Source organism: Pseudomonas sp. L-22-4S-12 (genome assembly GCF_009799935.1).
In the GTDB taxonomy this organism is placed as follows: Bacteria; Pseudomonadota; Gammaproteobacteria; order Pseudomonadales; family Pseudomonadaceae; genus Aquipseudomonas.
Genome location: NZ_WELL01000002.1, coordinates 219,409 through 245,868, shown reverse-complemented (window position 1 = coordinate 245,868; position 26,460 = coordinate 219,409). Strand labels below are relative to the sequence as shown.

At 67.8% G+C, this 26,460-nt stretch carries 29 protein-coding genes and 1 pseudogene; 9 read left to right on the top strand and 21 right to left on the bottom strand.

Features of this window, described 5'->3' with window-relative positions:
• Positions 1-46 precede the first annotated feature (46 nt).
• From livH to F3I16_RS07700, 6 genes are all read left to right on the top strand, one after another.
• On the top strand, positions 47-970 hold the full coding sequence (gene livH / locus F3I16_RS07730; RefSeq protein ID WP_160493145.1) for a high-affinity branched-chain amino acid ABC transporter permease LivH: 924 nt from the start codon (positions 47-49) through the stop codon (positions 968-970).
• Positions 967-2,226: a high-affinity branched-chain amino acid ABC transporter permease LivM gene (locus F3I16_RS07725; RefSeq protein WP_218573170.1), complete on the top strand. Its 1,260-nt coding sequence runs from the start codon at positions 967-969 to the stop codon at positions 2,224-2,226. The genes livH and F3I16_RS07725 overlap by 4 nt, the downstream gene beginning before the upstream one ends.
• A gap of 109 nt (positions 2,227-2,335) precedes the next feature.
• A complete protein-coding gene (gene livG, locus F3I16_RS07715) occupies positions 2,336-3,103 on the top strand; it encodes a high-affinity branched-chain amino acid ABC transporter ATP-binding protein LivG (protein ID WP_160493144.1) in 768 nt (255 codons plus the stop codon).
• Between the two features lie 2 nt (positions 3,104-3,105).
• Positions 3,106-3,807, top strand: a complete 702-nt coding sequence (locus F3I16_RS07710) for an ABC transporter ATP-binding protein (protein WP_160493143.1) — start codon at positions 3,106-3,108, stop codon at positions 3,805-3,807.
• A 448-nt stretch (positions 3,808-4,255) separates the two neighbouring features.
• A complete protein-coding gene (gene sstT / locus F3I16_RS07705) occupies positions 4,256-5,476 on the top strand; it encodes a serine/threonine transporter SstT (RefSeq protein ID WP_160493142.1) in 1,221 nt (406 codons plus the stop codon).
• 209 nt (positions 5,477-5,685) lie between these two features.
• Positions 5,686-5,826, top strand: coding sequence for a hypothetical protein (locus tag F3I16_RS07700; protein WP_160493141.1), 141 nt, complete (start codon positions 5,686-5,688; stop codon positions 5,824-5,826).
• 37 nt (positions 5,827-5,863) lie between these two features.
• Here the strand turns inward: F3I16_RS07700 and F3I16_RS07695 are convergent, their stop codons facing one another.
• The 10 genes from F3I16_RS07695 to F3I16_RS07650 form a co-directional block, all read right to left on the bottom strand.
• The gene (locus tag F3I16_RS07695) at positions 5,864-6,265 is read right to left on the bottom strand and encodes a DUF488 domain-containing protein (protein ID WP_160493140.1); all 402 of its coding nucleotides are present in this window, start codon (positions 6,263-6,265) and stop codon (positions 5,864-5,866) included.
• A gap of 17 nt (positions 6,266-6,282) precedes the next feature.
• Positions 6,283-6,588 carry a DUF5629 family protein gene (locus F3I16_RS07690; protein ID WP_178116657.1) on the bottom strand — a complete coding sequence of 102 codons (306 nt, stop codon included), beginning with the start codon at positions 6,586-6,588 and terminating at the stop codon, positions 6,283-6,285.
• A 329-nt stretch (positions 6,589-6,917) separates the two neighbouring features.
• Positions 6,918-8,288: an ATP-binding protein gene (locus tag F3I16_RS07685; RefSeq protein WP_160493138.1), complete on the bottom strand. Its 1,371-nt coding sequence runs from the start codon at positions 8,286-8,288 to the stop codon at positions 6,918-6,920.
• The gene (locus F3I16_RS07680; RefSeq protein WP_160493137.1) at positions 8,285-8,947 is read right to left on the bottom strand and encodes a response regulator; all 663 of its coding nucleotides are present in this window, start codon (positions 8,945-8,947) and stop codon (positions 8,285-8,287) included. Before F3I16_RS07680 ends, F3I16_RS07685 begins: the two co-directional genes overlap by 4 nt.
• Positions 8,948-8,956: 9 nt before the next feature.
• The gene (locus F3I16_RS07675; protein ID WP_160493136.1) at positions 8,957-9,601 is read right to left on the bottom strand and encodes a hypothetical protein; all 645 of its coding nucleotides are present in this window, start codon (positions 9,599-9,601) and stop codon (positions 8,957-8,959) included.
• Positions 9,598-10,407 carry an SDR family oxidoreductase gene (locus F3I16_RS07670; protein WP_160493135.1) on the bottom strand — a complete coding sequence of 270 codons (810 nt, stop codon included), beginning with the start codon at positions 10,405-10,407 and terminating at the stop codon, positions 9,598-9,600. The genes F3I16_RS07675 and F3I16_RS07670 overlap by 4 nt, the downstream gene beginning before the upstream one ends.
• Positions 10,394-11,068, bottom strand: coding sequence for a TenA family transcriptional regulator (locus tag F3I16_RS07665; protein ID WP_160493134.1), 675 nt, complete (start codon positions 11,066-11,068; stop codon positions 10,394-10,396). The genes F3I16_RS07670 and F3I16_RS07665 overlap by 14 nt, the downstream gene beginning before the upstream one ends.
• A 10-nt stretch (positions 11,069-11,078) precedes the next feature.
• Entirely contained in the window at positions 11,079-12,557 is a 1,479-nt protein-coding gene (locus F3I16_RS07660) for an AMP-binding protein (protein WP_160493133.1), read from the bottom strand.
• Positions 12,547-13,224: a thermostable hemolysin gene (locus tag F3I16_RS07655; RefSeq protein ID WP_160493132.1), complete on the bottom strand. Its 678-nt coding sequence runs from the start codon at positions 13,222-13,224 to the stop codon at positions 12,547-12,549. Before F3I16_RS07655 ends, F3I16_RS07660 begins: the two co-directional genes overlap by 11 nt.
• 98 nt (positions 13,225-13,322) lie before the next feature.
• Positions 13,323-13,985 carry a YceH family protein gene (locus tag F3I16_RS07650; RefSeq protein ID WP_160493131.1) on the bottom strand — a complete coding sequence of 221 codons (663 nt, stop codon included), beginning with the start codon at positions 13,983-13,985 and terminating at the stop codon, positions 13,323-13,325.
• 151 nt (positions 13,986-14,136) lie between these two features.
• On the opposite strand from F3I16_RS07650, the gene F3I16_RS07645 reads away from it, so the two are divergent.
• The gene (locus F3I16_RS07645) at positions 14,137-14,805 is read left to right on the top strand and encodes a COG3650 family protein (RefSeq protein WP_160493130.1); all 669 of its coding nucleotides are present in this window, start codon (positions 14,137-14,139) and stop codon (positions 14,803-14,805) included.
• A gap of 116 nt (positions 14,806-14,921) precedes the next feature.
• Positions 14,922-15,923: a type I glyceraldehyde-3-phosphate dehydrogenase gene (gene gap / locus F3I16_RS07640; RefSeq protein WP_160493129.1), complete on the top strand. Its 1,002-nt coding sequence runs from the start codon at positions 14,922-14,924 to the stop codon at positions 15,921-15,923.
• A gap of 115 nt (positions 15,924-16,038) precedes the next feature.
• Here the strand turns inward: gap and F3I16_RS07635 are convergent, their stop codons facing one another.
• The 8 genes from F3I16_RS07635 to F3I16_RS07600 form a co-directional block, all read right to left on the bottom strand.
• Complete coding sequence (locus tag F3I16_RS07635) at positions 16,039-16,947, bottom strand: DMT family transporter (protein WP_256670114.1); 909 nt, start codon at positions 16,945-16,947, stop codon at positions 16,039-16,041.
• 159 nt (positions 16,948-17,106) lie between these two features.
• Complete coding sequence (locus F3I16_RS07630; RefSeq protein ID WP_160081593.1) at positions 17,107-17,439, bottom strand: Na+/H+ antiporter subunit G; 333 nt, start codon at positions 17,437-17,439, stop codon at positions 17,107-17,109.
• 10 nt (positions 17,440-17,449) lie between these two features.
• The gene (locus F3I16_RS07625) at positions 17,450-17,719 is read right to left on the bottom strand and encodes a K+/H+ antiporter subunit F (RefSeq protein ID WP_160493128.1); all 270 of its coding nucleotides are present in this window, start codon (positions 17,717-17,719) and stop codon (positions 17,450-17,452) included.
• The gene (locus tag F3I16_RS07620) at positions 17,704-18,207 is read right to left on the bottom strand and encodes a Na+/H+ antiporter subunit E (RefSeq protein ID WP_160493127.1); all 504 of its coding nucleotides are present in this window, start codon (positions 18,205-18,207) and stop codon (positions 17,704-17,706) included. Before F3I16_RS07620 ends, F3I16_RS07625 begins: the two co-directional genes overlap by 16 nt.
• Complete coding sequence (locus F3I16_RS07615) at positions 18,204-19,706, bottom strand: monovalent cation/H+ antiporter subunit D (protein WP_160493126.1); 1,503 nt, start codon at positions 19,704-19,706, stop codon at positions 18,204-18,206. The genes F3I16_RS07620 and F3I16_RS07615 overlap by 4 nt, the downstream gene beginning before the upstream one ends.
• Entirely contained in the window at positions 19,703-20,032 is a 330-nt protein-coding gene (locus tag F3I16_RS07610; protein WP_160081597.1) for a Na+/H+ antiporter subunit C, read from the bottom strand. Before F3I16_RS07610 ends, F3I16_RS07615 begins: the two co-directional genes overlap by 4 nt.
• A gap of 1 nt (position 20,033) precedes the next feature.
• A complete protein-coding gene (locus tag F3I16_RS07605; protein ID WP_160493125.1) occupies positions 20,034-22,826 on the bottom strand; it encodes a monovalent cation/H+ antiporter subunit A in 2,793 nt (930 codons plus the stop codon).
• A 236-nt stretch (positions 22,827-23,062) separates the two neighbouring features.
• The gene (locus F3I16_RS07600; RefSeq protein ID WP_160493124.1) at positions 23,063-23,527 is read right to left on the bottom strand and encodes a glycine zipper 2TM domain-containing protein; all 465 of its coding nucleotides are present in this window, start codon (positions 23,525-23,527) and stop codon (positions 23,063-23,065) included.
• A gap of 164 nt (positions 23,528-23,691) precedes the next feature.
• Here F3I16_RS07600 and F3I16_RS07595 point away from each other — a divergent pair, with 164 nt between their 5' ends.
• The gene (locus F3I16_RS07595) at positions 23,692-23,928 is read left to right on the top strand and encodes a hypothetical protein (protein ID WP_160493123.1); all 237 of its coding nucleotides are present in this window, start codon (positions 23,692-23,694) and stop codon (positions 23,926-23,928) included.
• Here F3I16_RS07595 and F3I16_RS07590 read toward each other — a convergent pair.
• The 3 genes and pseudogenes from F3I16_RS07590 to F3I16_RS07580 form a co-directional block, all read right to left on the bottom strand.
• A complete protein-coding gene (locus tag F3I16_RS07590) occupies positions 23,913-25,052 on the bottom strand; it encodes a glycerate kinase (RefSeq protein ID WP_160493122.1) in 1,140 nt (379 codons plus the stop codon). The genes F3I16_RS07595 and F3I16_RS07590 overlap by 16 nt on opposite strands.
• A gap of 27 nt (positions 25,053-25,079) precedes the next feature.
• Positions 25,080-25,727, bottom strand: a complete 648-nt coding sequence (pdxH, locus tag F3I16_RS07585) for a pyridoxamine 5'-phosphate oxidase (RefSeq protein WP_160493121.1) — start codon at positions 25,725-25,727, stop codon at positions 25,080-25,082.
• A gap of 55 nt (positions 25,728-25,782) precedes the next feature.
• Positions 25,783-26,460: pseudogene (locus F3I16_RS07580) on the bottom strand (OmpA family protein); the annotation flags it as partial.

Genomic DNA, 26,460 nt, shown 5'->3' with positions numbered 1-26,460 from the left:
GCTGCGCCACAAGCGCCGCCTTGCGTAGCGACCCAGGAGCTAGGCAATGCCTGATCTCTATCACTACCTGCAACAGCTGATCAACGGGCTCACCGTTGGCAGTACCTATGCCCTGATTGCCATCGGCTACACCATGGTCTACGGCATCATCGGCATGATCAACTTCGCCCACGGCGAGGTGTACATGATTGGCTCGTACGTAGCCTTCATCGTCATCGCCGGCCTCACATTCATGGGGCTGGACAGCCTGCCCCTGCTGATGGTCGCGGCGTTCGCCGCCAGCATCATCGTCGCCAGTGCCTACGGCTACAGCATCGAACGGGTCGCCTACCGCCCCCTGCGCGGCAGCAACCGGCTGATCCCGCTGATCTCAGCCATCGGCATGTCGATCTTCCTGCAGAACGAGGTGCTGCTCGCCCAGGACTCCAAGGACAAGTCCATCCCCAGCCTGATCCCGGGCAACTTCGTGTTCGGCGAAAGCGCCATGCACAGCGTGACCATCTCCTACATGCAGGTGCTGATCTTCGCGGTCACCTTCGCCGTGATGTACGCCCTGACCCTGTTCATCTCCCGCTCGCGCCTCGGCCGTGCCTGCCGCGCCTGCGCGGAAGACATCAAGATGGCCAACCTGCTGGGCATCAACACCAACAACATCATCGCCCTGACCTTCGTCATCGGCGCCAGCCTGGCCGCCGTGGCCGCGGTGCTGCTGGGCATGCAGTACGGGGTGATCAACCCCAACCTGGGCTTCCTCGCCGGGATCAAGGCGTTCACCGCCGCGGTACTCGGCGGCATCGGCAGCATCCCCGGCGCCATGCTCGGCGGCCTGGTGCTAGGCGTGGCCGAGGCCTTCGGTGCCGACATCTTCGGTGACCAATACAAGGACGTGGTGGCCTTCGGCCTGCTGGTCCTGGTCCTGCTGTTCCGCCCGACCGGCATCCTCGGTCGTCCGGAGGTTGAAAAAGTATGATCGCCAAGAACCTCAAGACCGCTTTCTTCAGCGCCCTGCTGGTGCTGGCCGTGGCCTACCCGGTACTCGGCCTGAAGCTGACCACCGTCGGCATCAAGCTGGAAGTGCACGGCGCCAGCCCGGCCATCCTCTGGACCATCGCCGGCTGCGCCATCGCCATGTTCTTCTGGCAGCTGTTCCGCAGCCAGATCAGCGCGGCCTGGGCCCAGGTGCCGGCGCTGCCAAGCATGCCGGCACGCACCAGCAGCTTCCTCACCCTGCCCTCGACCCAGCGCTGGCTGGTGCTCGGCCTGATCGTGGTCGGCCTGGCCTGGCCGTTCTTCGGCAGCCGCGGCGCGGTGGACATCGCCACCCTGATCCTGATCTACGTGATGCTCGGCCTCGGCCTGAACATCGTGGTCGGCCTGGCCGGCCTGCTCGATCTGGGTTACGTCGGCTTCTATGCCGTCGGCGCCTACAGCTATGCGCTGCTGTCGCACTACTACGGCCTGGGCTTCTGGGTGTGCCTGCCGATCGCCGGGCTGATGGCGGCCTTCTTCGGCTTCATCCTCGGCTTCCCGGTGCTGCGCCTGAGGGGCGACTATCTGGCCATCGTCACCCTCGGTTTCGGCGAGATCATCCGCATCCTGCTGCGCAACATGACCGAGATCACCGGCGGCCCCAACGGCATCAGCAACATCGAGAAACCGAGCCTGTTCGGCCTATCCTTCGAGCGCCGCGCCGCCGAAGGCATGCAGACCTTCCACGAGTTCTTCGGCGTGGCCTACAACGGCATCAACAAGGTGATCTTCCTCTACCTGATCGCCCTGCTGCTGGTGCTGCTGACCCTGTTCGTGATCAACCGCCTGCTGCGCATGCCGATCGGCCGCGCCTGGGAAGCCCTGCGCGAAGACGAGATCGCCTGCCGTGCGCTGGGCATGAACCCGACCATCATCAAGCTCTCGGCCTTCACCCTCGGCGCCTGCTTCGCCGGTTTCGCCGGCAGCTTCTTCGCCGCGCGCCAGGGCCTGGTCACGCCTGAGTCGTTCACCTTCATCGAATCGGCGACCATCCTCGCCATCGTCGTGCTAGGTGGCATGGGCTCGCAACTGGGCATCATCCTCGCCGCCGTGGTGATGATCCTGCTGCCGGAGCTGATGCGCGAGTTCAGCGAGTACCGCATGCTGATGTTCGGCGCCCTGATGGTACTGATGATGATCTGGCGTCCGCAGGGCCTGCTGCCCATGCAACGCCCGCACCTGGAGTTGAAACCATGAGCCGCCCGATTCTTGAAGTCAGCGGGCTGACCATGCGCTTCGGCGGCCTCTTGCAGCCCGTCAACGGCGTGGCCCTCAGCGTGCAGCCCCAACATATGGAGTTGAAAGCATGAGCCGGCCAATACTTGAAGTCAGCGGACTGACCATGCGCTTCGGCGGCCTGCTGGCCGTCAACAATGTCGCCCTGAGCGTGCAGCCCAAGCAAGTCGTGTCGATGATCGGCCCCAACGGCGCCGGCAAGACCACCGTGTTCAACTGCCTGACCGGCTTCTACCAGCCCACCGGCGGGGTGATCCTGCTGGACGACGAGCCGATCCAGCATCTGCCCGGCCACCGGATCGCCCGCAAGGGCGTGGTGCGCACCTTCCAGAACGTTCGCCTGTTCAAGGAAATGACCGCGGTGGAGAACCTGCTGGTGGCCCAGCATCGCCACCTCAACACCAACTTCCTCGCCGGCCTGCTGAAGACGCCGAGCTTCCGCCGCAGCGAGAAGAAGGCCATGGAGTACGCCGCGCACTGGCTGGAGCAGGTCAACCTGACCGAGGTGGCCAACCGCCCCGCCGGCACCCTGGCCTACGGCCAGCAGCGGCGCCTGGAAATCGCCCGCTGCATGATGACCCGCCCGCGCATCCTCATGCTCGACGAGCCGGCCGCCGGCCTCAATCCGCGCGAGACCGAGGACCTCAAGGCGCTGATCGGCATGCTGCGCAATGACCACGACGTCACCGTGCTGCTGATCGAGCACGACATGAAGCTGGTCATGAGCATTTCCGACCACATCTACGTGATCAACCAGGGCACCCCCCTGGCCAACGGCACGCCGGAGCAGATCCGCAACAATCCGGACGTGATCAAAGCCTACCTGGGGGAAGCGTAAACATGCTGAGTTTCCAGAACGTCTCCACCTTCTACGGCAAGATCCAGGCCCTGCACAACGTCAGCATCGAAGTGCAGCAAGGCGAGATCGTCACCCTGATCGGCGCCAACGGCGCCGGCAAGTCGACCTTGCTGATGACCCTGTGCGGCTCGCCGCGCGCGGCCAGCGGCAGCATCCGCTACCTGGGCGAGGAGCTGGTCGGCCAGGACTCCTGCGACATCATGCGCAAGAGCATCGCGGTGGTGCCGGAAGGCCGCCGCGTGTTCGCCCGCCTGACCGTGGAAGAGAACCTGGCCATGGGCGGCTTCTTCGGCAGCAAGGCCGATAACCTGGAGCAGATGGACAAGGTCCTGCACCTGTTCCCGCGCCTCAAGGAGCGCTTCGAGCAGCGCGCCGGCACCATGTCCGGCGGCGAACAGCAGATGCTCGCCATCGGCCGCGCGCTGATGAGCAAGCCCAAGCTGCTGCTGCTCGACGAGCCGTCGCTGGGCCTGGCACCGATCATCATCCAGCAGATCTTCGACATCATCGAACAGCTGCGCGAGGATGGCGTGACCGTGTTCCTGGTCGAGCAGAACGCCAACCAGGCGCTCAGGCTGGCCGACCGCGCCTATGTGCTGGAGAACGGCCATATCGTCATGCAAGGCACCGGCGAAGCGCTGCTCACCGACCCCAAGGTGCGCGACGCCTACCTCGGCGGCTGATGCTCGTGGCTGAAATGGCAACGGCCCCTCGCGGGCCGTTTTCATTGGCAGTTGCCGCTTTTGTGGGAGCGAATTCATTCGCGATGCGGGTTGCACGGCGCGGCCTGCTGATCGCGGATAAATCCGCTCCCACACCAGCGGTTCGAGCTGGGCAGGTTTTCCCAGGAATGGGACTACCCCCTGTGGGAGCGAATTTATTCGCGATCAGGGCTGCTCTACTTGTGCGTGTTGCACTGCAACCCGCCAACACGGCCTGACGGAAGGCCCGCACAAAATCGTGCAGGCCTTTAGAATCGCCGCCTCGTTTTCTGCGCCCGCCGCCACCCGGCAGGCCCCCGGAATCCGACCGTCCAGCCAGCATGGGTCACCACCCTGCCCCGGCCGGGCTGTCGCCCCGCATGCACTGCATCCACCCCACGCGGCATGCCGAACCTCAGGAACATCGACCATGATCCATCGTCCCATCCTGCAACTGCTTGCCCGTACCAGCCTGGTCAGCCAGATCATCATCGGCCTGGTCGCCGGCATCCTGCTGGCCCTGCTGTGGCCCCAGGCCACCGATGAAGTCGGTTTCCTCGGCAGCCTGTTCATCTCCGCCCTGAAAGCCGTGGCACCCGTTCTGGTGTTCATCCTGGTGGCCTCGGCCATCGCCAACCACAAGCCGGGCCAGCCGACCCATATCCGCCCGATCCTGGTCCTGTACCTGCTCGGCACCCTGTCCGCCGCCATCGTCGCGGTGATCGCCAGCAGCCTGTGGCCCTCGACCCTGGTGCTCAGCGAGGCGGCCAGCGGCAGCACGCCGCCCGGCGGCATCGCCGAAGTGCTCAAGACCCTGGCGCTGAACGTGGTGGACAACCCGGTCAATGCCCTGCTCAAGGGCAACTTCATCGGCATCCTGGCCTGGGCCATCGGCCTGGGCATCGCCATTCGCCACGGCAGCGACACCACCCGCACGGTGTTCGGCGACCTGGCCGAAGGCGTCTCGCTGATCGTCCGCGTGGTCATCCGCTTCGCCCCGCTGGGGGTGTTCGGCCTGGTCGCCACCACCTTCGCCGATGCTGGGGTCAAGGCCCTGCTCGGCTACGCCCAGCTGCTGGTCGTGCTGGTCGGCTGCATGCTGTTCGTCGCCCTGGTGGTCAACCCGCTCATCGTCTTCAGCCAGATCCGCCGCAACCCCTACCCGCTGGTGCTGACCTGCCTGCGCGAAAGCGGCATCACCGCCTTCTTCACCCGCAGCTCGGCGGCCAACGTGCCGGTCAACCTGCAGCTGGCCGAACGCCTGGGCCTGCATGAAGACACCTATTCGGTGTCCATCCCGCTGGGCGCGACCATCAACATGGCCGGCGCCGCCATCACCATCAGCGTGCTGAGCCTGGCCGCCGTGCATACCCTGGGCATCGCCGTGGACATGCCGACGGCCATCCTCCTGTGCGTGGTCTCGGCAGTCTGCGCCTGCGGCGCCTCGGGCGTGGCCGGCGGCTCGCTGCTGCTGATCCCCCTGGCCTGCAGCCTGTTCGGCATCCCCAGCGAAACCGCCATGCAGGTGGTGGCCATCGGCTTCATCATCGGCATCCTGCAGGACAGCGCCGAGACCGCGCTGAACTCCTCCACCGACGTGCTGTTCACCGCGACCGCCTGCCTGGCCCGGGAAGAGCGCCGGGCCGACTGAAACCCGCGTATTCCTGCCGAAAAAAACGCCCTTCGGGGCGTTTTTTAGTCTATGCCCCAATAGCCTGTTGCAAAGGCGATGAGTCGTAGGTTGGGTTGAGGAGCCGCGCGACGAAGCCCAACGAGCCTGCCCCGGTTGTTGGGCTTCGCTGCGCTCAACGCCAACCTACCCATGCGCGCCGCGAAATGCAGGGCACGGTGGAAATCACCATGACCGAAGACAAGCAGGGCACGCTGGTCAACGGCAAGCCGGGCTATGTGCTGCAGCTGCCGTTCAAGAACGAACGCATGCTGTGCTACGCGATCAGCGTCAGCGACGAGCTGCTGTGCAACGACTCTGGGGCCTACTGAACAGCGCCACCCGCACAAGCCATCGGCCAGGCGCCGCTCACGGCTCCACCAGCCCCTGGTAGCACACCGGCGAACTGGCCGGGCCGCGGCGCTCCAGCTCCTCTTCGAGAAACTCGGCCAGCACCCGGGCGTTGTTCTGCTGCACCTCGCGGGCGGCGAACAGCAGGGTCAGGGTGCCCTGCTCGGCTGCCGCGAGCAGGCCTTGCCAGTGTTCGGGGTGGGCGGCCAGCTCGCCGCGGTAGAGCAGGCGAAACTCGGCAAAACGCGCCGGTTCGTGGCAGAAGGTCTTACGCAGTTCGGCCGAAGGCGCCACCTCGCGCAGCCAGGCGCTCAGGGCCAGGTCGTCCTTGCGGCAGCCGCGCGGCCACAGGCGGTCGACCAGCACGCGCCGGCCATCGCCGGCCTCGACCGGTTCATACACGCGCTTGCACTGGATCATGCGCGCCCTCCTCGGTTTCAGTCGGCCGGAGTCTCGTCGTTGGCGGCGGACTCGTCCTCGTCGTCATTGCTGGCGGTGATTCCGCTGAGGATCACCAGCTCGTGGCTGCCGCCCTCATCGGCCAGCTGCCAGCTGTCGCTGCCGGCGTCATGCCGGGCGGCAGCCAGGGCGGCCGCGGCGAACACCCAGACCCGCCGTTCGCGGCCATCCATGCACTCCACGCGCAGCTGCGCCGGCGCTTCGCTCAGTTCGAACTGCCAGGCATGCAGGCCGTCGATCAGCAGCATGTCGGCATCTTGCAGTTGGGTCAGCAGGTTGGGCATGGTCATGGGCAGTCACCGCAAGGGAAAGCGCCATGATAAGCCATGGCGCCGGTTTGCGGCCCGAGGGTCTGTTCCCGTTTCGTTCGCGAACCGCGTTGCTGCGCAAAATCGCGCCAGGCTAGGCGTGGGACGCAGGCAATGGTCATTCCCTTGGCAAGTCCCGCAACGACGCATGGCGCGATTTTGCGCGCAACCCGCAGGGACGGGCCCGTTTTTGCGCGGGACGTCGTTACTCGACGGCTCATTTGGACGACCAAACCTCGCGTCTCGCGCCTAGCCCCGCGCAAAAACGGGCTCCGTCGCGGCCGTGAACGAAACGGGAACAGACCCTAAGCCGGCGAATGGCGCGGCAGCTCCAGGCGCGCCTGCAGGCCGCCCTGGGGCAGGTTGCTCAGGCGGATGCTGCCGCCCAGGCGCGAGGCGATCATCTGCACGATGGCCAGGCCGAGCCCGGCGCCCTGGCTGTTGTCGCGGCTGTAGAAGCGTTCGAACACCTGCTCCAGCTGGTCCTGGGCGATGCCCGGGCCCTGGTCTTCGACGCAGAGGAACAGGCTGTCGGCGTCGCCATTCAGCAGCACCCGCAGCTGGCCATGGGCCGGCGAGAAGTTCACCGCATTGGTCAGCAGGTTCTGCAGGGCGATGCCGATGGCCCCGGCGTCGGCGGCCAGCCGGTAGTCGCCCTCGGCCACCTCCAGGGACAGCTCCAGGCCCTGCTTGAGCACCCAGGGGGTCAGCTCGGCCAGGGTCTCGCGGGTCACCGCCTGCAGGTCGATCACCGGCCACTCGCCCTTGGCCAGGGTCGGTTCGACCCGGGCCATGGTCAGCAGCTGGTTGACCACCCGGGTGGCGCGGTCGATGCCGCCGATCAGGAAGCCCAGCGACTCGCTGCGCTGGGCCTCGTCGCCGGCCTGCATGGCGTTCTGCACATGAATGCGCAGCACCGCCAGCGGCGTGCGCATCTCGTGGGCGGCGTCGGCGATGAAGCGCCGCTCGCGCTCCAGCACCTGATCGATCTGGAACAGCAGGCGGTTGAGTGCCGCCTGCATCGGCTCCAGTTCCTTGGGCAGCGGGTCCAGCTGCAACGGCTCGAGGGCATCCGGATGGCGCGCGCGGATGACCCGCGCCATGTTCTGCAGCGGCTGCATGCCCCAGCCGATCGCCCACCAGATCAACGCGGCGAGCACCACGATGCCGATGAAGTTGGGCATCAGGGTATGGCGCACGATGCTGGTCACCAGCTCCTGACGCACGTCGTCGCGCTCGCCGATCCAGATCAGCAGCCCCTGCTCCTCGTCGGCCAGGGCAAAGCCGCGCCACTGGTGCGGGCCCAGGTCGACGTCGGCAAAGCCCTGGCGCGGCGGCGCGCCCAGCTGCGGGGCGCTGGCGGTACGCACCAGCACCTCGCCGGCGCGGTTCCATACCTGGAAGGCCAGCTTGCTCTCGTACGGGTGGCCCGCCTTGCGCTGGCCGGCCTGGCCCAGGGCGCTGTTGAAGGCGGTATACAGCGCGCTGCGCTTGTCGCTCTCCAGGGGCATGCGCATCACCCCCTGCAGCAGGCGCGCGGTATGCACCAGCTGGGCGTCGTAGACCTCCTCGACCTCATGGGAGCTGTCCCAGTAGTTGAACAGCGAGATCAGCGCGGTGCCCAGCAGCATCAGGCTGAGCACCAGGAACAGGATGCGCCGGCGGATCGAGATCACGGCTGTTCTTCCACCAAGTAGCCGACCCCGCGCACGGTACGGATCAGGTTGTTGAACAGCTTCTTGCGCAGGTGGTGGATATGCACCTCCAGGGTGTTGCTCTCGGCCTCCTCGTCCCAACCGTAGAGCGACTGGGCCAGGCGTTCGCGGGTCAGCACCTTGCCCGGCTGCGACAGCAGTTCGTGCAGCAGCAGGTATTCCTTGGGCGTCATCGGCACCGCCTTGCCCTGGTAGGAAACCTGCTGGGTGGAGGGGTCGAGGCTGACCCCGGCGTGTTCGATGCGCAGCTCGGCACGCCCGGCGCTGCGCCGCAGCAAGGCACGCAGGCGGGCCTTGAGTTCGTCGAGGTCGAAGGGCTTGATCAGGTAGTCGTCGGCGCCGGCGTCCAGCCCGGCGATGCGGTCCTCGGTGGCGTCGCGCGCCGTGAGGATCAGCACCGGCAGGGCCGAGCCGCTCTTGCGCAGCTGCTGCAGCACCTGGATACCGCTCAGGCGCGGCAGGCCGAGATCGAGCACCAGCAGGTCGAAGACTTCGCTGAGCAGGGCGTGCACCGCGCTGGCGCCATCCTGCAGCCAATCCACCGTGTAGCCCTCCTGGCGCAAGGCCAGGCGCAGGCCCTCGCCGAGGGCCGGTTCATCCTCGACCAACAATAACCGCATGCTGTGCCCTTAGTTCAGTTCTTCTTCCACGGCCTTGAGCAGGGTGTCGATCTCGCCCTGACGCCCCTGGTCGGCCAGCTCGCGGCCCGGACGGGCCGGCGCCTGCTTGGCCTTGAGCAGCGCCTCACGAGCTTCGGCGAATTTGTCCTGGCGGTAAAGGTAGTCGCCCCAGAAATACAGGCTGTCGATGCCGTCGGGGTTGAGCTTGAGCGCCTGCTGCAGCAGCTGCTCGGCCTTCTCCTCGTCACCGAAACCGACCGGCCAGCCCGGTACGCGTGCATACAGGGTGCCCAGGCTGGTGTAGGCCGAACCTTGCAAGGCGGCCGGGTCGAGCTGGATGGATTTTTCCAGGGCGTCGCGCGCGCTCTTGGCCTTGCCCAGCGCACCCAGGCCACCCTGGGCGCCGGCCCAGCTGCTGGTGACGATGCCGTGCCAGACCCAGGCTTCGGCCGCCTGCGGCTGCTCGCGGGTGAAGGCGGTGGTTTGCGCGGCCAGCTGCTCGAAGGCCTTTTCCTTCTGCGCGTCCGGCGTCTGGTACTGGATCTCGGCCCAGCGCGTCTGCACCTGCTTGAGGCGCTGGCTGCCGGCCTCATCCAGGGCCCAGGCCGGCACGCTGAGGCACAGGCTCAGGCATACGAGGAGAAACTTGTTCATCGGATGGTTTCCTTGTCTGGGGTGTGAGCACTGAAATGACGGATCAGCGGCAGCTGCTTGCGCAGCGCGCGGTCGACCAGCCCCGGCAACATGCCGTTGAGACGCACGAAGAACTTCTCCGGCCAGCCGAGGTAGAGCTCGCTGAGGTTCTTCTCGATGGCGGCCATCACCGCCCCGGCCACCTGTTCGGGCGAGTCGGTGGCGGCCTTGAGCGCCTCGTTGAGCGCCATCGCCGCCGAGCTGTTCATGCTGGTGCGGGTGGCGCGCGGCGCGACGTAGAGCACGCCGACACTGGTATCGGCCAGCTCGCGGCGCAACGCCTCGGAGAAGCCGCGCAGGGCGAACTTGCTGGCGCAGTAGGTGGCATAGCCCGGGTAGCCGATCGAGCCGTAGATGGAACCGACGTTGACCACCAGGGCATGCCGTTGCTGGCGCAGGATCGGCAACAGGGCGCGGGTCAGTTGCAGGGTGGCAACCACGTTGAGCTCGAACATATCGGCGATCTGCTGCTCTTCCAGCTGTTCAAGCAGGGCGAAGCGATTGGTTCCGGCGGCATTGATCAGCAGGTTGAGCCCGCCCATGGCGCGCGCCGCCTCGATCACCGCCTGGCGCCCGGCCGTGGTGGTCAGGTCCGCGGCCAGGCTGCGCACCTGCTTGGGATAGCGCTGCTGCAGGGCCTCCAGGCCCTGCACATGGCGCGACACTGCCAGCAGCTGGGCACCGCCGGCGCACAGCTGCTCGGCCAGGGCCAGGCCGATGCCGCCGCTGGCCCCGGTTAGCAGCGCGCGGCACTCAGGCAGCCGCATGCTGCACCTCGTTGCTGCGCGGCAGGCCGCGGAACATCTCGGTGTACAGGCGATAGACCACCTTGCTGGCGTGGATCACCGCGGCCTTGTCGTCCTCATTGTCCAGGCGGTCCATCAGGCCGCGGTAGGTCTGCATGTGGCCGATGTCCAGGGCGCCGTGGGAGAACAGGTAGCTGAAGGCTTCCTTGGGCAGGCCCAGGCGCTCCTGGATGGTGCCGGCCGCCTGGCTGGCCAGGGCGATGCTGGTGCCTTCGAGCACGTTGACCATGCCGAACAGCCCCACCGGGTTGCCGCGGGCGATGGTGTCGTAGAGGAAGCTGACCATCAGCTCGATGGCCTGGCTCGGCTGGCCGTCGCGCACGGCGTCGCGGTCACCGCCACAGGCGGCGATGTCGCTGAGGATCCACTGCTCGTGGCCGTACTCCTCCTCGATGTACTCGCACACGGCCTGGCGCAGCCACTCCAGGCGGGCCGGCAGGCGCGCGCCGCTGGCCATCAGCAGCGGCACGGTGTGGCGCACGTGGTAGTAGGCCTGGGTCAGGAAGGCGATGTAGCTGTCCAGGCTGACCTTGCCGGCCAGGGCGTCCTGGATCACCGGCACGCTGAACAGGGTTTCACGTTCAGTGGCGGTAGCGGCTTGCAGTTGGTCGAAGAAACTCATGGGGAATACCTCAGGCACTGACAGAAGAAAGGGATGGGCAAAGCTGTTCGCGGTAGCGGGCCAGGATGGCCTCGCGGCGCTGCCGGCCATTGGCCGTGAGCAGGCCGTTGTCCGGGGTGAAGGGTTCGGCCAGGCGCAGCCAGTGGTACACCCGGGCGTAATCGGGCAGACCGGCGTTGGCCTCGTCCACCGCCGCCTGCAGCAGCGCGTCGCTGCAGGCCGGGTCGCGCGGCCAGAGCAGCGCGCGGTTCTGGCTCATGCCCTCGCCGTAGACGAAGGCCTGGGCGATGCCGGCGCGCTGGGTCAGCTCGGCCTCGACCCAGTCCGGGTTGACGTTGCGGCCGAAGCTGGTGACGAACTGGTGCTTCTTGCGCCCGCGCAGCTGCAGGTAGCCATCGGCATCGAACTCGCCGATATCCCCGGTCGGCCACCACTCGCCGGTAAACGCCGGCTCGCCCAGGTAGCCAAGCAGGGTCGTGCCCTTGACCAGCACTTCGCCGTCGTCGCCCAGGCGCACCTGGACGTGCGGCAACGGCCGGCCGACGGTGCCGGGGCGGTTGGCCTCGGGACGATTGAGGCAGACCACCGAGGCGCATTCGGACAGGCCGTAGCCCTCGAACACCGGCAGGCCGACCTTGGCCGCACGGGCCAGCAGATCGGCCGAGACCCGCGCCCCGCCGACCGCGACGAAGCGCAGGCCGGCGGCCGGGAAGGCGCCGCGCTCGACCGCCACGACCAGGCCGAGCAGCAGCTGCGGCACCAGGATCATGCTCTGCGTCTGGCGCGCCGCCATGGTGCCGAACAGGCGCGGCCAGTCGACCCCGGTGGCGCCACTGATGCCCAGCTGGCGCTGCGACGGCACGCTGAGCGTGGCGCCGGCCAGCAGGGCGGCGTAGATACCGAGGTTTTCCAGCAGCACCGCCAGGGGCAGCACGGCCAGGTAATGCTGGGGCGCGCTGGAGCGGCTGGCCTGCTCCAGTTCGCGCACCACCCGCAGCAGCGCCGCGGCGCTCAGGCACACGCCTTTCGGTGCGCCGGTGGTGCCGGAGGTGTAGGTGATCTTCGCCGTGCCGGCCGGCAGCGGCAGGCCGCGAACCGGCCGGGTGGCGCGCCAGAACGGCTGATCGCACCGGAACCCCAGGGCCTCCAGCTCGGCACTCATGCCGGCATCGGCCAGCACCAGGCTGATGCCGCTCTGCTGCAGGCAGTGGGCGCGCTGGGCCGGGCTGAAGAACGGCGGCAGGATCACGCAGGCGATCCCGGCGAACAGCCCGGCCAGGTCCCAGAGCACGGCCTCGGGGCCGTTTTCCATGGCCAGGGCGAACCGCTCGACGCCCTGCTGGCGCAGCAACGCCTGGCGCTGCTGCACCTCGGTCAGCAGGCTCTGGTAGTCGATCTGCACACTGTCGCCCCACAGGGCGATCTGCTGCGGGCGCTCGCTGGCATGGCGAGTCAGCGCGTCGTGCAGGTGCTGCAATTCAGGCTGCATGGCTGGCCTCCAGACAGGCCGCAGGAAAACCCAGGCGCGCCGGCACGCCCTGCTCCTGCAGGCGCTGGTAGCCATAGCGGATATTGCCGGCGAACACCTGCGGGCGCTGGGCGTAGTAATCGCCCCAGGCATGCCGCTCTTCGCCCAGGCGCAGCGGGTCGGCCTCGCACAGGCGCAGCGGTTCCAGGCCCAGGCGGCGGAAGCTGTTGATCAGGCCGGCGGCGCCGGTGAACACCACCCACTCCAGGCCGCGCTGGGCCAGCAGGCAGGTCATGGCGACGATGATCAGCCGCGCGCTGCCGGCGCTGCTGGCGGCCAGGTTGCCGACTTCGACGATGTCGCCACGCGGCACCGGGCGCCCCTGCAGGCGGCCGATCACCTGCTGCACCGGCTCCTCCAGGTACTGTTCGAGGAACAGCGGCTCCCGGGCGGCCAGGCGCGCCCCGGAGACGGCGGTCAAGGCGCCGTCCTGGCTGTACAGGCCGAGCAGGTCGGGCATGAAGTGGGCAACGGCGGCGCCATGCGCCTCGCTGAAGCGCGCCTGGATAAACTGCTCCAGCAGCGCCCGCTCGGCGGCCTCGGCGCCGGCCGGGTCGAGGCTCATCTGCCGCTGCGGATCGCTGCCGAACTGCAGGGGAAAGGGGATGTTCCAGTCGGTATTGCGCATCGGGCTCCCTCCACGGGGCGAGTTCATGGAGGGAAGTATCGGCAGCCAGTCTTAATGAATCCTGAAGCTGACCCAAGCCTGTCTAGGTCGGGCCCGGATTACTGGCCCAGGGCGGCTTCCAGGCGGGCCAGGCGCTCTTCCAGGGTCGCCACCCGCGCCTCCAGCTCGGCGAGGCGGCCGTCTTCCGCGCCGCTGCCGCGCGGGGCACTGTCGGCCTGGCTGCGCAGGGCCAGCAGCGCCTCCAGGTCGGCCGGCTCGCCGAGCAGGTGCATGTAGCGGTCCTCGCGCTGCCCGCTCTGGCGCGGCAGCAGGCAGGCCAGCTCGAGCGCGGCCAGGCGCTCCAGCTGGTGCTGGACCTCGGCCACATCCTCGAACGGATGCAGGCGACTGCTGCGCGTGAGCAGCTCGTTGAGGGTCTGCGGGCCGCGCAACAGCAGCAGGCCGACCAGCGCCACCTGCGGCTTGACCAGCTCCAGGGTCTTGTCCGCGCGCTGCTCCCAGCGGTCGGCGCGGCCGCCCATCACCAGCCGGCTCAGGCCGCGCCCCTCGAGGCTGCGCAGACCCTGGCCGACCTGGCCCTCGGTGAGGTTCATCAGCGGCTCGCGGCTGGTCTTCTGGTTGCAGGCCAGCAGCACGGCGTTGAGGGTCAGGGGGTAGGTTTCCGGGGTGGTCGCCTGTTTCTCGATCAGGCAGCCGAGGATGCGCGCCTCCACGGCGCTGAGGGGGGCCTGGCCCGGGGTGCTGTGCGCTTCGCTGGACATGGGGAAATCCGTTGGCAGTGACAAAGGCACCTAGCCTGCCACGTGTCGCCGGGCCTGGGAATCGGCCGTGTGTGCGCCGCCGCCCGGCGCGGGCCTTGAGCTGCGCGCCGGCTGTGGGTAACGTGGCCGCACTTTGCCCGGAGAGCCCCTCATGTTGCCTGCCCGTTCCCTGCTGTTCGCCCTGCTGCCGCTGTTCGCCGGCTGCCAGATGTTCGCCACGCAGCCCGAGCCGGCGGCACCGACCCTGCGCCTGCAGGGCGAACTGAGCGCCAGCAACGGCGCCCTGCAGTTCCGCCCCTGCGGCGAGCAACGCCGCCTCAGCATCGGCAACGACGGCAACAGCGACATCATGCGCGAGGCCGCACTGCTCCTGGCCGATGGCCCCGGACCGCTGTTCGCCGACCTGCGCGGCCAGCTGGCGGCCAGCAGCGCCGAAGGCGGCGACGGCAAGCTGCAGCTCAGCGAGGTCTACCGCATCCAGCGCGAAGGCCCCGGCTGCGACGAGCCGGGCTTCAACCGCCTGCTCCTGCGCGCCAGCGGCAACGAGCCAGACTGGAGCCTGAGCGTCACCGGCAAGGGCCTGGCCCTGTTCCGTCCCGGCCAGCCGGTGCTGGCGCTGCCCTACCTGGAAGAGGCGCTGCCGGACGGCCGCTACAGCCTCAGCAGCGAGGCCAACGGCCAGCGCCTGGAGCTGTGGGTCGCCCCGCAACGCTGCACCGACAGCATGAGCGGCACGGTGCAGCACCTCAGCGCCGAACTGCGCCTGAATGGCCAGGTCCAGCGCGGCTGCGCCTCGATCGGCGGCGCGCGCAGCCGCTGAGAACGGCTCGGGATCGCGTAGGCTGCCCCCTGCGCAGCCGCTAGCAGGCAGCACTGCGGGGCAGCCCGCCAACCGGGCGCCTATGCTCAAGGCAAACCCGCACGTCGGAGACTGCCATGCTGCACATTGCCCTGAATGGATACGGGCGCATCGGTCGCGCCCTGGTTCGCGCCTTGTTCCAGCGCGGGCTGGAAAACCAGCTGCAGGTCGAGGCGATCAATGACCTCGGCGAGTACCAGACCCTCGCCCACCTGACCCGCTTCGACTCCACCTTCGGCCGCTTCAATGGCCAGGTCGAGCTGCACGACGACCTCCTGCAGATCGGCGGCCAATCGATCCGCCTGCTCGGCGAGCGCGAGATCGGCCGGCTGCCCTGGCAGCAGCTCGGCGTCGACGTGGTCATCGACTGCACCGGCAAGCTGAAGAAACGCGCGCTGGCCGAACAGCACCTGAGCGCCGGCGCGCCCCGGGTCCTGCTCTCGCACCCGCTGGACAGCGCCGACCTGACCGTGGTCTACGGCATCAACCAGCACCTGCTGGGCAACCAGCAGATCGTCTCCAACGCCTCCTGCACCACCAACTGCCTGGCACCGCTGGCCCAGGCGCTGCACACCGCGGTGGGCATCCGCCAGGGCCTGATGACCACGGTGCATGCCTACACCAACGACCAGAACCTGCTGGACAAGACCCACAACGATCTCTACCGCGCCCGTGCCGCGGCGCTGTCGATGATCCCCACCAGCACCGGCGCGGCCAAGGCGATCGGCCTGGTCATCCCGGAGCTAGCCGGCCGCCTGGATGGTCTGGCGGTCCGCGTGCCGACCGCCAACGTGTCGCTGCTCGACCTGACCTTCAGCAGCGAGCGGCCGACCAGCCGTGCGGCGATCAACGACAGCCTGCAGAAAGCCGCCCGCCAGTTCCCGCTGGGGGTGATGGAGTGCAACGAGCTGCCGCTGGTGTCCTGCGACTTCAATGGTTACCCGGTGTCCTGCGTGGTCGACCTCAATCACACCCGTGTGCAGGGCAATGACCTGGTCAAGGTGCTGGCCTGGTACGACAACGAGTGGGCCTTCGCCAACCGCCTGCTGGATGTGCTGCTGGCCTGGTTCAAACCCTGAGCCAGCAAGCGGTGCAGCCTTGTGGGAGCGAATTCATTCGCGATAAACAGGCCACTCCGGGCTAGATCGCGGATAAATCCGCTCCCACACCCGCCATTGCCGAGCGCCCTCGGCATCAGTCGAGAATCCCCGCCGGCGCCGGCACGCTGCTGCGCCACTGGCTCAGCGCCACGCCGACGAACACCAGTGCCGCAGCCAGGTATTGCAGCGGACTCAGGCTCTCGCCCAGCAACAGCGCGGCGAAGATCAGGGTGAACACTGGGATCAGGTTGGTGAACCCCGACGCCTGGCTGGCCGGCAGGCTGCTCACCCCATAGTTATAGAGGCCATAGGCGCCCACCGTGACCAGCAGGCCGAGGTACACCACCGAGCCGACGCCGAGGACGCTGAACTGGCTGGGCAGCGGCTCGGTCGCCAGCGCCAGCGGCAGGAAGAACAGCGAGCCGATGAAGGCCTGCATGGCGGTGAGGATGAACGGCGAGTAGCGCTGCGAGAGAAATTTCAGCAACAGCGTGTAGCCCATGGCACAGAGCATGGCGAGGAATTCGTAGAAGTTGCCCAGCAGCGGCGCCGGCGCGCTGCTGCTGGCCTCACCAGCCAGGCTCAGCCACACCGCACCGACCACCGCCAGGAGAAAGCCGGCCAGGGTGGTGCGACTGATGCGTTCGCGCAGGAACACATAGGCGCCCATCGCCACCAGCAGCGGCAACAGCGCGGTGATCATCCCGGCCTGGGCGGCGCTGGTGTGCTGCAGGGCCAGGGCTTCGAAGATGAAGTACAGGCAGGGCTCGCAGGCGGTCAGGGCGAGCAGGTATTTCCAGTCGCCGGCGCGGTAGTCGAGCCGCCCGCGCCAGCGCCAGGCCAGCAGGAAGACCAGGCTGCCCAGGGCCATGCGGCCGAAGATCACCCACATCGGCGGCAGCTCGCTGAAGGCGAATTTCAGGGCAATGAACGAACTGCCCCACAGGGCCATGGCCAGCACTAGGCAACCCATCGCCAGCCCGCGGCTATGTTGCAGCGTCATTGCCCGCTCCGCTCAGGAAAACGCTCAGCATAGAGACTGGCAAGAGACGGCGACAGACACAGCCAGGCAGCAAAACTGTGTGCGTGGGAGCAGCGCCCGGTTTACCGCAAGCGCATCGCGGATAAATCCGCTCCCACGGACAAGCCGGCCCGCGAACTGTCACGACTCCCAGGGCTTGCCACGGGTATCCGGGTGGATCGGCAGCTTCTGCTGCAGCGCGGCCTTGGCCAGCATATGCGCACTGATCGGCGCGGTGATGAAGAGGAACAAGGTGATCAGCAGTTCATGCAGGCTGAGGCCATCGCCGCGGCTGCCGAAAAACACCAGCGAGGCGATCACCAGGCTGCCGACTCCGAGGGTGGTGGCCTTGGTCGGGCCATGCAGGCGGGTGAAGAAATCCGGCAGGCGGTACAGGCCCACGGCGCCGACCAGGGTGAAGACACTGCCACTCAACAGGAAAAACGCCACCAGGGCTTCGATCCACAGGTTCATCGCGGTTCTCCTATTCGATGATGTCGCCGCGCAGCAGGTATTTGGTGATGGCCACGGTGCCGACGAAGCCCATCACCGCAATCAGCAGCGCCGCTTCGAAATACAGGTCCGAGCCTTCCCAGATGCCGAGCAGCACGATCAGGGCGATGGCGTTGATGTACAGGGTGTCGAGAGCAAGGATGCGGTCCGGCAGGCTCGGCCCCTTGACCAGGCGCGCCAGGGTCAGCAGCAGGGCCAGGCCGAGCAGCGCCAGACACAGCGGAATCACGTAGCCGAGCATGCGAACACCTCGCGCAGGGGCGCTTCGTAGCGCTGTTTGATTTCGGCCACCAGGGCCTCCTCGTCCGGCACGTTCAGGCAGTGCAGCAGCAGCGTGCGGCGGTCGTCGCTGAGGTCGGCCGACACCGTGCCCGGGGTCAGCGAAATGATGCTGGCGAGCATGGTCAGCGCCAGCTCATCCTCCAGCAGCACCGGAATCTCGACGAAGGCCGGGCGCAGCTGGCTGCGCGGGTTGAGGATCAGGCGTGCCACCTGCAGGTTGGCGACCACGATATCGCCGAGCACCAGCAGCAGGAACTTGCACAGCAACCAGGGGCGCTCGACCCGCGGTGGGTTGATCCAGAACACCCGGCTGATCAGCGGAATCAACCAGCCCAGCACGGCGCCGAGCAGCAGGTGGCCGACACTGAACTGGTTCACCAGCAGCAGCCAGAGCCCCAGCAGGCACAGGCTGAGCAGCGGATGGGGCAACCAGCGCCAGGTTTTCATAGGCCACCTCCGGCTTGCAGGGTCTGCCGGTAGGCAGCCAGGTCATGCAGCTGGCTGACGGTCGCCGCCAGGTACTCCAGCACCGGCGCGGCCAGCAGCACCAGCAGTGGGCTGAGCAGGAGCAGGCCGAGGCAGGCGCCCAGCCGACCATAATCCAGCTCGGCGCTGTCCAGCTGATCCAGGCCGACGCGCCAGAACAAGGTACTGCCGGCCCGGCTGAGCGCCACCAGGGTGCCCAGCCCGCCGACCAGCAGCAACGGCCACAGCCACAGCGCCTGCTGGCCTTCGACGGCCTGCAGCAGCAACAGCTTGCCGAGGAAACCGGACAGCGGCGGCAGGCCGGCCACGGCAATCGCGGCGAGGAAGAACAGGCCGCCGAGCAGATGCGGATTCTGCAGCGCCGGGCCCTGCACCAGATCACCGCCCTTGGCCCCACGCTGACGCGCCACCAGGTCAGCCAGCAGGAACAGCGCCGCCGCTACCCAGGTGCTGTGCAGCCAGTAGTACAGCGCGGCCTGCAGCGCCTCAGCCGTACCCAGCGCCAGGCCGGCCAGCAGCGTGCCGACGGAAATCACCACCAGGTAGGCGACCAGGCGCTGCAGGCTGCTGGCCGCCAACGCGCCGAGCACACCGATGGCGATGCTCAGCAGAGCCAGCGGCCACAGCCAGTCCTGGCCCAGGTTGGCCAGGCTGCCGGCCTCGCTGCCGAAGACCAGGGTGTAGACGCGCAGGATCGAATACAGGCCGACCTTGGTCATGATCGCGAACAGGGCCGCCACTGGCGCGGTCGCGGACGCATAGGCGCGCGGCAGCCAGAAATACAGCGGCAGAAACGCCGCCTTGAGGCCGAACACCACCAGCAGCAACAACCCGGCGGCGGCCAGAATCGGCGCCTGCTCGGCATCGGCGGCGGCCACCTTGACCGCCAGGTCGGCCATGTTCAGCGTGCCGCTGATGCCATACAGCGCACCCACGGCGATCAGGAAGAACGCCGAGCCGAGCAGGTTGAGCACCACGTAATGCAGGCCCGCACGCACCCGCTCGCGTCCGCCGCCGTGCAGCAGCAGCGCGTAGGAGGCGATCAGCAGGATCTCGAAGAACACGAACAGGTTGAACAGATCGCCGGTGAGGAAGGCGCCGTTGATGCCGAGCAACTGGAACTGGAACAGGCCATGGAAACTGCGCCCGCGCTCGTCGTCGCCGCGCAGCGCATAGAGCAGGGCGAACAGTGCCAGCACGGCGGTGAGCAGCAGCATCAGCGCGCTCAGGCGATCGAACAGCAGGACGATGCCGAATGGCGCCGGCCAGTTGCCCAGGGCGTAGGTCTGCACGCTGCCCTGGTCGGCCTGGGCCAGCAGCCACAGGCTGCACGGTAACAGGGCCAGGGTGGCCAGCAGCGACAGGCCGCGCTGCACCCGCAGGCTGGCGCCGCTGGCAAGCAACAGCAGGCAGCCGGCAAACAGCGGGATCAGGATCGGTAGGATCAAGCCATGGTTCATCGTGGCGATTCCTCGCCATCGACATGGTCATTGCCCTGCTCGCCCAGGCTGCGCAGGGCCAGCACCACGACAAACGCGGTCATTGCGAAGCCGATGACGATGGCCGTCAGCACCAGCGCCTGGGGCAGCGGGTCGGTGTACTGGCCGCCCTCGCGGATCACCGCCGGCATGCCGCTCTGCAGGCGGCCCATGGCGAATAGGAACAGGTTGACCGCGTAGGAGATCAGGGTCAGGCCCATGACCACCGGGAAGGTGCGTGCGCGCAGCAGCAGGTACACCCCGCTGGCAATCAGCACGCCCAGAACCAGCGCATACAGCGCTTCCATATCAGAGTGCCTCCTGTGTGCTGTCGCTGCGGGTCAGTTTGCCCAGCTTGGCAAGAATCATCAGGGTGGCGCCGACCACGGTGAGGTAGACGCCCAGATCGAAGAGCATGGCGGTGGCCAGTTCGAACTCGCCCACCAGCGGCCAGTGGAAATGGCCAAAGGCGGTGGTCAGGTAGGGGTAGCCGAACGCCCAGCTGCCCAGGCCGGTGAGACTGGCAATCAGCACACCGAGGCCGGCCAGGTAGTGGTAGTTCAGCGGCAGGCGACTCTGCGTCCAGCTCACCCCGCTGGCGACGTATTGCAGGATCAGCGCCACGGCGGTGACCAGCCCGGCGATGAACCCGCCGCCCGGCAGGTTGTGGCCGCGCAGGAAGATGAACACCGAAATCAGCAGCGCCATCGGCAGCAGCACCCGCGACAGGGTGGCCAGCAGCAGCGGATGGCGGTCACGCGCCCACAGGTGGCCGGCGGCATCGGTGCCGGGCTGGGTCAGGCGCAGGCCATCGAGCAAGGCGTAGATGCCCACGCCGGCGATCGCCAGCACACTGATCTCGCCGAGGGTATCGAAACCGCGGAAATCCACCAGAATCACGTTGACCACGTTGCTGCCGCCACCGCCCGGCACGCTGTTGTCGAGGAAGAACCCGGAAATGCTCTGCAGCGGGCGGGTCATCACCGCATAGGTCAGCAGGGCCACCACTCCGCCGCTGCCCAGCGCCACGCAGAAGTCACGCAGGCCGCGCAGGCTGCTGCTTTCCGCCGGGGTCTGGGCCGGCAGGAAATACAGCGCCAGCATCAGCAGGATGATGGTCACCACCTCCACCGACAGCTGGGTCAGGGCCAGGTCCGGCGCCGAGTAGCGGACGAACACCAGGGCCACCATCAGGCCGACCACACTGAGCATCAGCAGGGCCACCAGGCGCTGGCGATGGAAGATCACCGTGAGCAGCGCGCCGCCGCAGAGAATCAGGCTGCCCAGCAGGGCCGCGCCATCGATCGGGCTCAGGCCCAGCGAGCCGGTCAGGCGCTCCAGCGGGGTCAACCCGGACACCAGTACCACCAGCGCCGCCAGCAGCATCAAGGCCAGGTAGCGCTGCAGCGAACCGTTTTCCAGGCGCGCGGTGATCACCGCACTGAAGCGGACCAGCAGGCGCACGCCGCGCTCGAACACCTCCTTGGCATCCACTTCCGGCAAGCCGGCGTACCAGCTGAACAGCGGCTTGCGGCAGACATACACGAGCACCCCGCCGAGGGTGGCCACGGCGCTCATCAGCAGCGGCAGGTTGAAGCCGTGCCAGATCGCCAGGCTGTACTGCGGCAGCTCGCCGCCCAGGCTGGCCGAGGCGGCCACCGCCAGCAGCGGCGCCACGGTGTAGGCCGGCAGCATGCCGACCAGCAGGCAGAGGAACACCAGGATCTCCACCGGCACCTTCATGTAGCGCGGCGGCTCGTGGGGCGGGTACTTCGGCAGGTTGATCGGCTCGCCATTGAAGAACACGTCGTGGATGAAGCGCAGCGAATAGGCCACCGAGAACACCCCTGCCAGGGTCGCCGCCGCCGGAATCACCCAGCTGAAGCTGCCCAGCAGGTGCTGGCCGAGGGTCTCGCTGAAGAACATCTCCTTGCTCAGGAAGCCGTTGAGCAGCGGCACCCCGGCCATCGCCAGCGACGCCACCATCGCCAGCGCGGCGGTGTGCGGCATGTACTTCCACATGCCGTTGATGCGGCGCATGTCGCGGCTGCCGGTCTCGTGGTCGATGATCCCCGCGGCCATGAACAGCGAGGCCTTGAAGGTGGCGTGGTTGATGATGTGGAAGATCGCCGCCACCGTCGCCAGCTGGGTATTGAGGCCGAACAGCAGGGTGATCAGGCCCAGGTGGCTGATGGTCGAGTAGGCCAGCAGGCCCTTGAGATCATGCTGGAACAGGGCCATGCCGGCTCCCACCAGCAGGGTCGCCAGGCCGGTCAGGCTGACCAGGTAGAACCACAGCTCGGAGTCGGCCAGCGCCGGGTACAGGCGCGCCAGCAAAAATACCCCGGCCTTGACCATGGTCGCCGAGTGCAGATAGGCGGAAACCGGGGTGGGCGCAGCCATCGCATGGGGCAGCCAGAAGTGGAACGGGAACTGCGCCGACTTGGTGAACACGCCCAGCAGCACCAGCACCAGGGCCAGCGGGTAGAGGGAGTGGGCGCGGATCTGCTCGCCGGCCGCCAGCACCACACTGAGCTCGAAGCTGCCGACGATATGGCCGATCAGCAGCACCCCGGCGAGCAAGGCCAGGCCTCCCCCGCCGGTCACCGTGAGGGCCATGCGCGCGCCCTTGCGGGCATCGCCACGCTGGCCCCAGAAGCCGATCAGCAGGAACGACGACAGGCTGGTCAGCTCCCAGAACACCATCAGCAGCAGCAGGTTTTCCGCCAGCACCACGCCGAGCATGGCGCCCATGAACAGCAGCAGGTAGCTGAAGAAGCGGCCGATGGCTTCATTCTCGGCCAGGTAGTAGCGGGCGTAGAGGATCACCAGCAGACCGATGCCGAGGATCAGCAGGGCGAACAGGAAGCCCAGGCCATCCAGGCGCAGCGCCAGGTTCAGCCCCAGTTGCGGCAGCCAGGCTTGGGATATCAGCAGCAATTCGCCGGAAAACACCTGCGGCGCCTGCAACAGCAGCAGGCTCAGCGCCAGTGCAGGCGCCAGGGCCGCCGCCAGGACGCAGGGCAGGCGGCCAAAACGCTCGCACAAGACGGGCAGGAAGGCGCCGAGAAACGGCAGGCCGACGATGAGCAAGAGCTCCATGATTCCCCCGGTACTGGTTCGCCGTGAAGGCGCCATGCGGATGGCGACAGAAAAGGCGAAGGATCTTCCAAGATGCTTCCGTGCCGGGCCTAAGCCTTTGTCCGCACAGAACTATTCGTCGATTATCGCGATCAGCGGGGGCGGCGTCATGGAGGAATTATTACCAAAGCTGTGTCTATGCCGCAGAAATTGCCGGCACACAGGAAAAAGCCCGGCGTTTGCCGGGCCTCAGGGGCTTAGTGGGCGACGCGACTGGTGCCGTCGACGCTCATGATGCGCACGCGCTCGCCGACGCGGAAGATTTCGTTCTCCTGCACTTCCTGCACGTAGGCGCGCAGGGTGCCGTCGTCTTCGCGCACGGTGATTTCCACCCCCTGGGTGCGGGTCAGGCCTTCCTCGGTCATGGAGCCGAGCAGGCCACCGGCAACCGCGCCGATCACCGCCGCCACCACCGAACCGCGGCCGTCGCCGATACCGCTGGCGGCCACACCGCCGACCACCGCACCAGCACCGGTGCCGATCGGCGTCTTGGTACCCTCGATCTTCACCGGGCGCAGCGACTCGATGGTACCCATGCGTACGGTCTGCACCTTACGCGCCTCGTCGCGGCTGTAGCTGTCGCCACTGAGGTTGGACACGCAACCGCCCAGCGTCAGTGCCAAGGCGGCAACCGTCGCAGTCAACAGCATGGATTTACGCATTTGATTCTCTCCGTGAAAGGCAGTGAACATTAGACCCTGCCGACCGAGGGATGTCACTCGCACCTTGTTCCACTAGTTTAGCGGCTGGTCGCGACAATAGGTCCGGTTCTCGCCGGGCATCGATTTGGCTAAGGTGGCGCCATCAGCCCCGTCGAGATCGCCGCATGGACTACTTCATCATCTTCATTACCACCGCCGCCGGCCTGTACTTCCACTGGTGGCTGTACGTGCGCATCAAGCGCTGGGTCGACCGTGACCTGGCCCTGTCCCTGGCCGGCGACGACGCGGCCAAGCGCGCCTACATGCTCGAGCGCCTGAGCGCGGCCAAGGCCGCCGGGGTCAAGCGCGGCGAACTGCCGGCCTGGCTGCAGCGCGCTGCCGAGGCTTACCGCGCCGCCTGAGCCAGGCGCCACAGACGGGCCAGATCGGCACTGCGCGCCTCCAGCTCGGTGGCCGTGCGGGCACAGGCCTGCTCCAGGCTGATCGGCCCGGGGGCGAGACTGAAAGCCGCCTCGATCCCCGCGGCGTACACCCCCTGATAGCCCTCGCCCAGGCTGCCAGCCAGGGCCAGCACCGGCACCCCGGCGGCCTTGGCGATGCGTGCCACCCCGATCGGGGCCTTGCCATGCAGGCTCTGCGCATCCAGCCGGCCTTCCCCGGTGATCAGCAAACTGGCCCCCTGCAACGCCTCGGCCAGACCGGACAGCTCGGCCACCAGCTCGATCCCCGCACGGAACTCCGCCTGCAGGAAAGCCCTGGCAGCAAAGCCCAGGCCACCGGCCGCGCCGGCTCCGGGGAACTGGCTGTGGTCCACGCCCAAGGTGGTCGCCGTCAGCCGGGCGTAATGCTCCAGAGCCGCGTCCAGCTCGACCACCTGCGCCGGGCTGGCGCCTTTCTGCGGGCCGAACACCCGGGAGGCGCCGCGCGCTCCGCACAGCGGATTGTCGACGTCGGCGGCGACCTCGACCCGCACCTGCCGCAGCCGTGCATCGAGCCCGCTCAGGTCCAGGCGGGCCAGCGCGGCCAGGGCCGCGCCACCAGGCGCCAGCTCGGCACCGCCGGCGTCGAGCAAACGCACACCGAGGGCCCGCAGCAGCCCAGCGCCACCATCGTTGCTGGCGCTGCCACCGAGGCCGAGAATGATCCGCGTGGCCCCCGCATCCAGGGCCTGGCGGATCAGCTCGCCGGTACCGTAGCTGCAGGCACGGCGGGCATCGCGCTGCGCCGCCGGCACCCAGTGCAGGCCGCTGGCGGCGGCCATCTCGATCACCGCCGTGGCCTCGCCCAGCCAGCCCCAGTGGGCCTTTACCGGCGCGCCCAGCGGGCCGCGCACCCGACATTCACGGCGCTCGCCACCCACGGCGGCGAGCAGCGCATCGACCGTGCCTTCGCCGCCATCGGCCATGGGCCGCAATACGATCTGCGCCTGGGGAAAAATCTGCCGCCAGCCGCGCGCAATCGCCGCGGCCACCTCAGGGGCGCTGAGGCTTTCCTTGAAGGAGTCGGGGGCGATAACGATTTTCATGGGTGCCTGGCAAGCGCCGAGAGCAACTCAGGGCGCCAGGCGCTCACGCAGCCAGGCAGCATCCTGCAGACGATAGTTGAGGCGGTCATGCAGGCGGCTGGAGCGGCCCTGCCAGAACTCGATGCGCTCGGCCAGCAGACGGTAGCCCCCCCAGTGCGGCGGGCAATGCGGCGCCTTGTCGAGAAAACGCTGCTCGGCTTCGCTGAGCAGCCCTTCCAGCTCGGCGCGATCGCGGATCACCCGGCTCTGCGGCGAGGCCCAGGCACCCAGGCGGCTGCCCAGCGGGCGCACCTGGAAGTAGGCATCCGACTCCTCGGCCGTGACCCGTTCGACCCGCCCCTCGATGCGCACCTGGCGCTCCAGGGCCGGCCAGAAGAAGGTCATGGCGGCGAACGGCCGGGCGGCCAGTTGCTCGCCCTTGGCGCTGTCGTAGTTGCTGAAGAAGGTGAAGCCGCGCTCGTCCAGGCCCTTGAGCAGCAGCACGCGGCAATGCGGGCGACCGCCCTCGTCCACCGTGGCCAGGGTCATGGCGTTGGGTTCCACCGGCGGCTGCTCGGTTTTCACCGCATCGGCGAACCACTGGCGGAACAGGGAATAGGGCTCGTCCGGAGCCTGGGTCTCGCAGAGACCATCGCGGGTGTAGTCGCGGCGCATATCGGCCAGGGTATGGGCCATGGTGAAGCCTCCTGAAAATGACAGCTCCAGCTTACTCGACCGCCACCTGCTTACCTTGATCTGCGACAGTTTGTGCCGGGGCAGCCGGCTGGCTGTACTTGGCCAGCAAGGCGACCAGGGTCGGCTGCGGCGTCAGCACGATTTCCACCCGACGGTTGAGGGCCCGGCCCTCGGCGCTGTCGTTGGCCGCGCGCGGCATCACCGAACCCAGGCCCTTGAGCAGCAGGCGGTCACGCTGCAGGCCGCTGAGGCGGAAGATCGAAGCCACGGCCTTGGCGCGGTCTTCGCTGAGCTTGCGGTTGGCCTCGACCTGGCCGCTGCTGTCGGCGTGGCCGAGAATCAACACGGCGGTGCGGGGGTCCTTCTCCAGCAGCTTGGCCACCCGGGTGAAGGGGCCGAGCACCGCCGGCATCAGCATGCTCGGGCGGTCCGGGTTGAACGAACTCTGCACCGGCGCCGTCACCACCAGCACGTTCTTCTGCCGTTCCAGCTGCAGCTTGCTGCCCTTCAGCGCCTCGCGCAGACGCGGCTCGTATTCGTCGAGCCAGGCATCGGTGAGCTGGTGGTCGACCTTCGGTACGGCGGCCGGCTGCTTGGCCTGTTCCGCACCGCCGAACGACCACCAGCTGCCGGCGCTGGACTTGTCGGCGGTTTTTTCCGCGGGCTTGTCGGCAGAGCCGGCACAGGCGGCGAGACTGAGGCAGAACAGCAGGGCGAGCGAGTGTTTAGGCAT

What these genes read in the sequence shown, in the direction of transcription:
- livH (WP_160493145.1), top strand. Translation starts at nt 47, where the DNA reads ATGCCTGATCTCTATCACTACCTGCAACAGCTGATCAACGGGCTCACC.
- F3I16_RS07725 (WP_218573170.1), top strand. Translation starts at nt 967, where the DNA reads ATGATCGCCAAGAACCTCAAGACCGCTTTCTTCAGCGCCCTGCTGGTG.
- livG (WP_160493144.1), top strand. Translation starts at nt 2,336, where the DNA reads ATGAGCCGGCCAATACTTGAAGTCAGCGGACTGACCATGCGCTTCGGC.
- F3I16_RS07710 (WP_160493143.1), top strand. Translation starts at nt 3,106, where the DNA reads ATGCTGAGTTTCCAGAACGTCTCCACCTTCTACGGCAAGATCCAGGCC.
- sstT (WP_160493142.1), top strand. Translation starts at nt 4,256, where the DNA reads ATGATCCATCGTCCCATCCTGCAACTGCTTGCCCGTACCAGCCTGGTC.
- F3I16_RS07700 (WP_160493141.1), top strand. Translation starts at nt 5,686, where the DNA reads ATGACCGAAGACAAGCAGGGCACGCTGGTCAACGGCAAGCCGGGCTAT.
- F3I16_RS07695 (WP_160493140.1), bottom strand. Translation starts at nt 6,265, where the DNA reads ATGATCCAGTGCAAGCGCGTGTATGAACCGGTCGAGGCCGGCGATGGC.
- F3I16_RS07690 (WP_178116657.1), bottom strand. Translation starts at nt 6,588, where the DNA reads ATGCCCAACCTGCTGACCCAACTGCAAGATGCCGACATGCTGCTGATC.
- F3I16_RS07680 (WP_160493137.1), bottom strand. Translation starts at nt 8,947, where the DNA reads ATGCGGTTATTGTTGGTCGAGGATGAACCGGCCCTCGGCGAGGGCCTG.
- F3I16_RS07675 (WP_160493136.1), bottom strand. Translation starts at nt 9,601, where the DNA reads ATGAACAAGTTTCTCCTCGTATGCCTGAGCCTGTGCCTCAGCGTGCCG.
- F3I16_RS07670 (WP_160493135.1), bottom strand. Translation starts at nt 10,407, where the DNA reads ATGCGGCTGCCTGAGTGCCGCGCGCTGCTAACCGGGGCCAGCGGCGGC.
- F3I16_RS07665 (WP_160493134.1), bottom strand. Translation starts at nt 11,068, where the DNA reads ATGAGTTTCTTCGACCAACTGCAAGCCGCTACCGCCACTGAACGTGAA.
- F3I16_RS07660 (WP_160493133.1), bottom strand. Translation starts at nt 12,557, where the DNA reads ATGCAGCCTGAATTGCAGCACCTGCACGACGCGCTGACTCGCCATGCC.
- F3I16_RS07655 (WP_160493132.1), bottom strand. Translation starts at nt 13,224, where the DNA reads ATGCGCAATACCGACTGGAACATCCCCTTTCCCCTGCAGTTCGGCAGC.
- F3I16_RS07650 (WP_160493131.1), bottom strand. Translation starts at nt 13,985, where the DNA reads ATGTCCAGCGAAGCGCACAGCACCCCGGGCCAGGCCCCCCTCAGCGCC.
- F3I16_RS07645 (WP_160493130.1), top strand. Translation starts at nt 14,137, where the DNA reads ATGTTGCCTGCCCGTTCCCTGCTGTTCGCCCTGCTGCCGCTGTTCGCC.
- gap (WP_160493129.1), top strand. Translation starts at nt 14,922, where the DNA reads ATGCTGCACATTGCCCTGAATGGATACGGGCGCATCGGTCGCGCCCTG.
- F3I16_RS07635 (WP_256670114.1), bottom strand. Translation starts at nt 16,947, where the DNA reads ATGACGCTGCAACATAGCCGCGGGCTGGCGATGGGTTGCCTAGTGCTG.
- F3I16_RS07630 (WP_160081593.1), bottom strand. Translation starts at nt 17,439, where the DNA reads ATGAACCTGTGGATCGAAGCCCTGGTGGCGTTTTTCCTGTTGAGTGGC.
- F3I16_RS07625 (WP_160493128.1), bottom strand. Translation starts at nt 17,719, where the DNA reads ATGCTCGGCTACGTGATTCCGCTGTGTCTGGCGCTGCTCGGCCTGGCC.
- F3I16_RS07620 (WP_160493127.1), bottom strand. Translation starts at nt 18,207, where the DNA reads ATGAAAACCTGGCGCTGGTTGCCCCATCCGCTGCTCAGCCTGTGCCTG.
- F3I16_RS07615 (WP_160493126.1), bottom strand. Translation starts at nt 19,706, where the DNA reads ATGAACCATGGCTTGATCCTACCGATCCTGATCCCGCTGTTTGCCGGC.
- F3I16_RS07610 (WP_160081597.1), bottom strand. Translation starts at nt 20,032, where the DNA reads ATGGAAGCGCTGTATGCGCTGGTTCTGGGCGTGCTGATTGCCAGCGGG.
- F3I16_RS07605 (WP_160493125.1), bottom strand. Translation starts at nt 22,826, where the DNA reads ATGGAGCTCTTGCTCATCGTCGGCCTGCCGTTTCTCGGCGCCTTCCTG.
- F3I16_RS07600 (WP_160493124.1), bottom strand. Translation starts at nt 23,527, where the DNA reads ATGCGTAAATCCATGCTGTTGACTGCGACGGTTGCCGCCTTGGCACTG.
- F3I16_RS07595 (WP_160493123.1), top strand. Translation starts at nt 23,692, where the DNA reads ATGGACTACTTCATCATCTTCATTACCACCGCCGCCGGCCTGTACTTC.
- F3I16_RS07590 (WP_160493122.1), bottom strand. Translation starts at nt 25,052, where the DNA reads ATGAAAATCGTTATCGCCCCCGACTCCTTCAAGGAAAGCCTCAGCGCC.
- pdxH (WP_160493121.1), bottom strand. Translation starts at nt 25,727, where the DNA reads ATGGCCCATACCCTGGCCGATATGCGCCGCGACTACACCCGCGATGGT.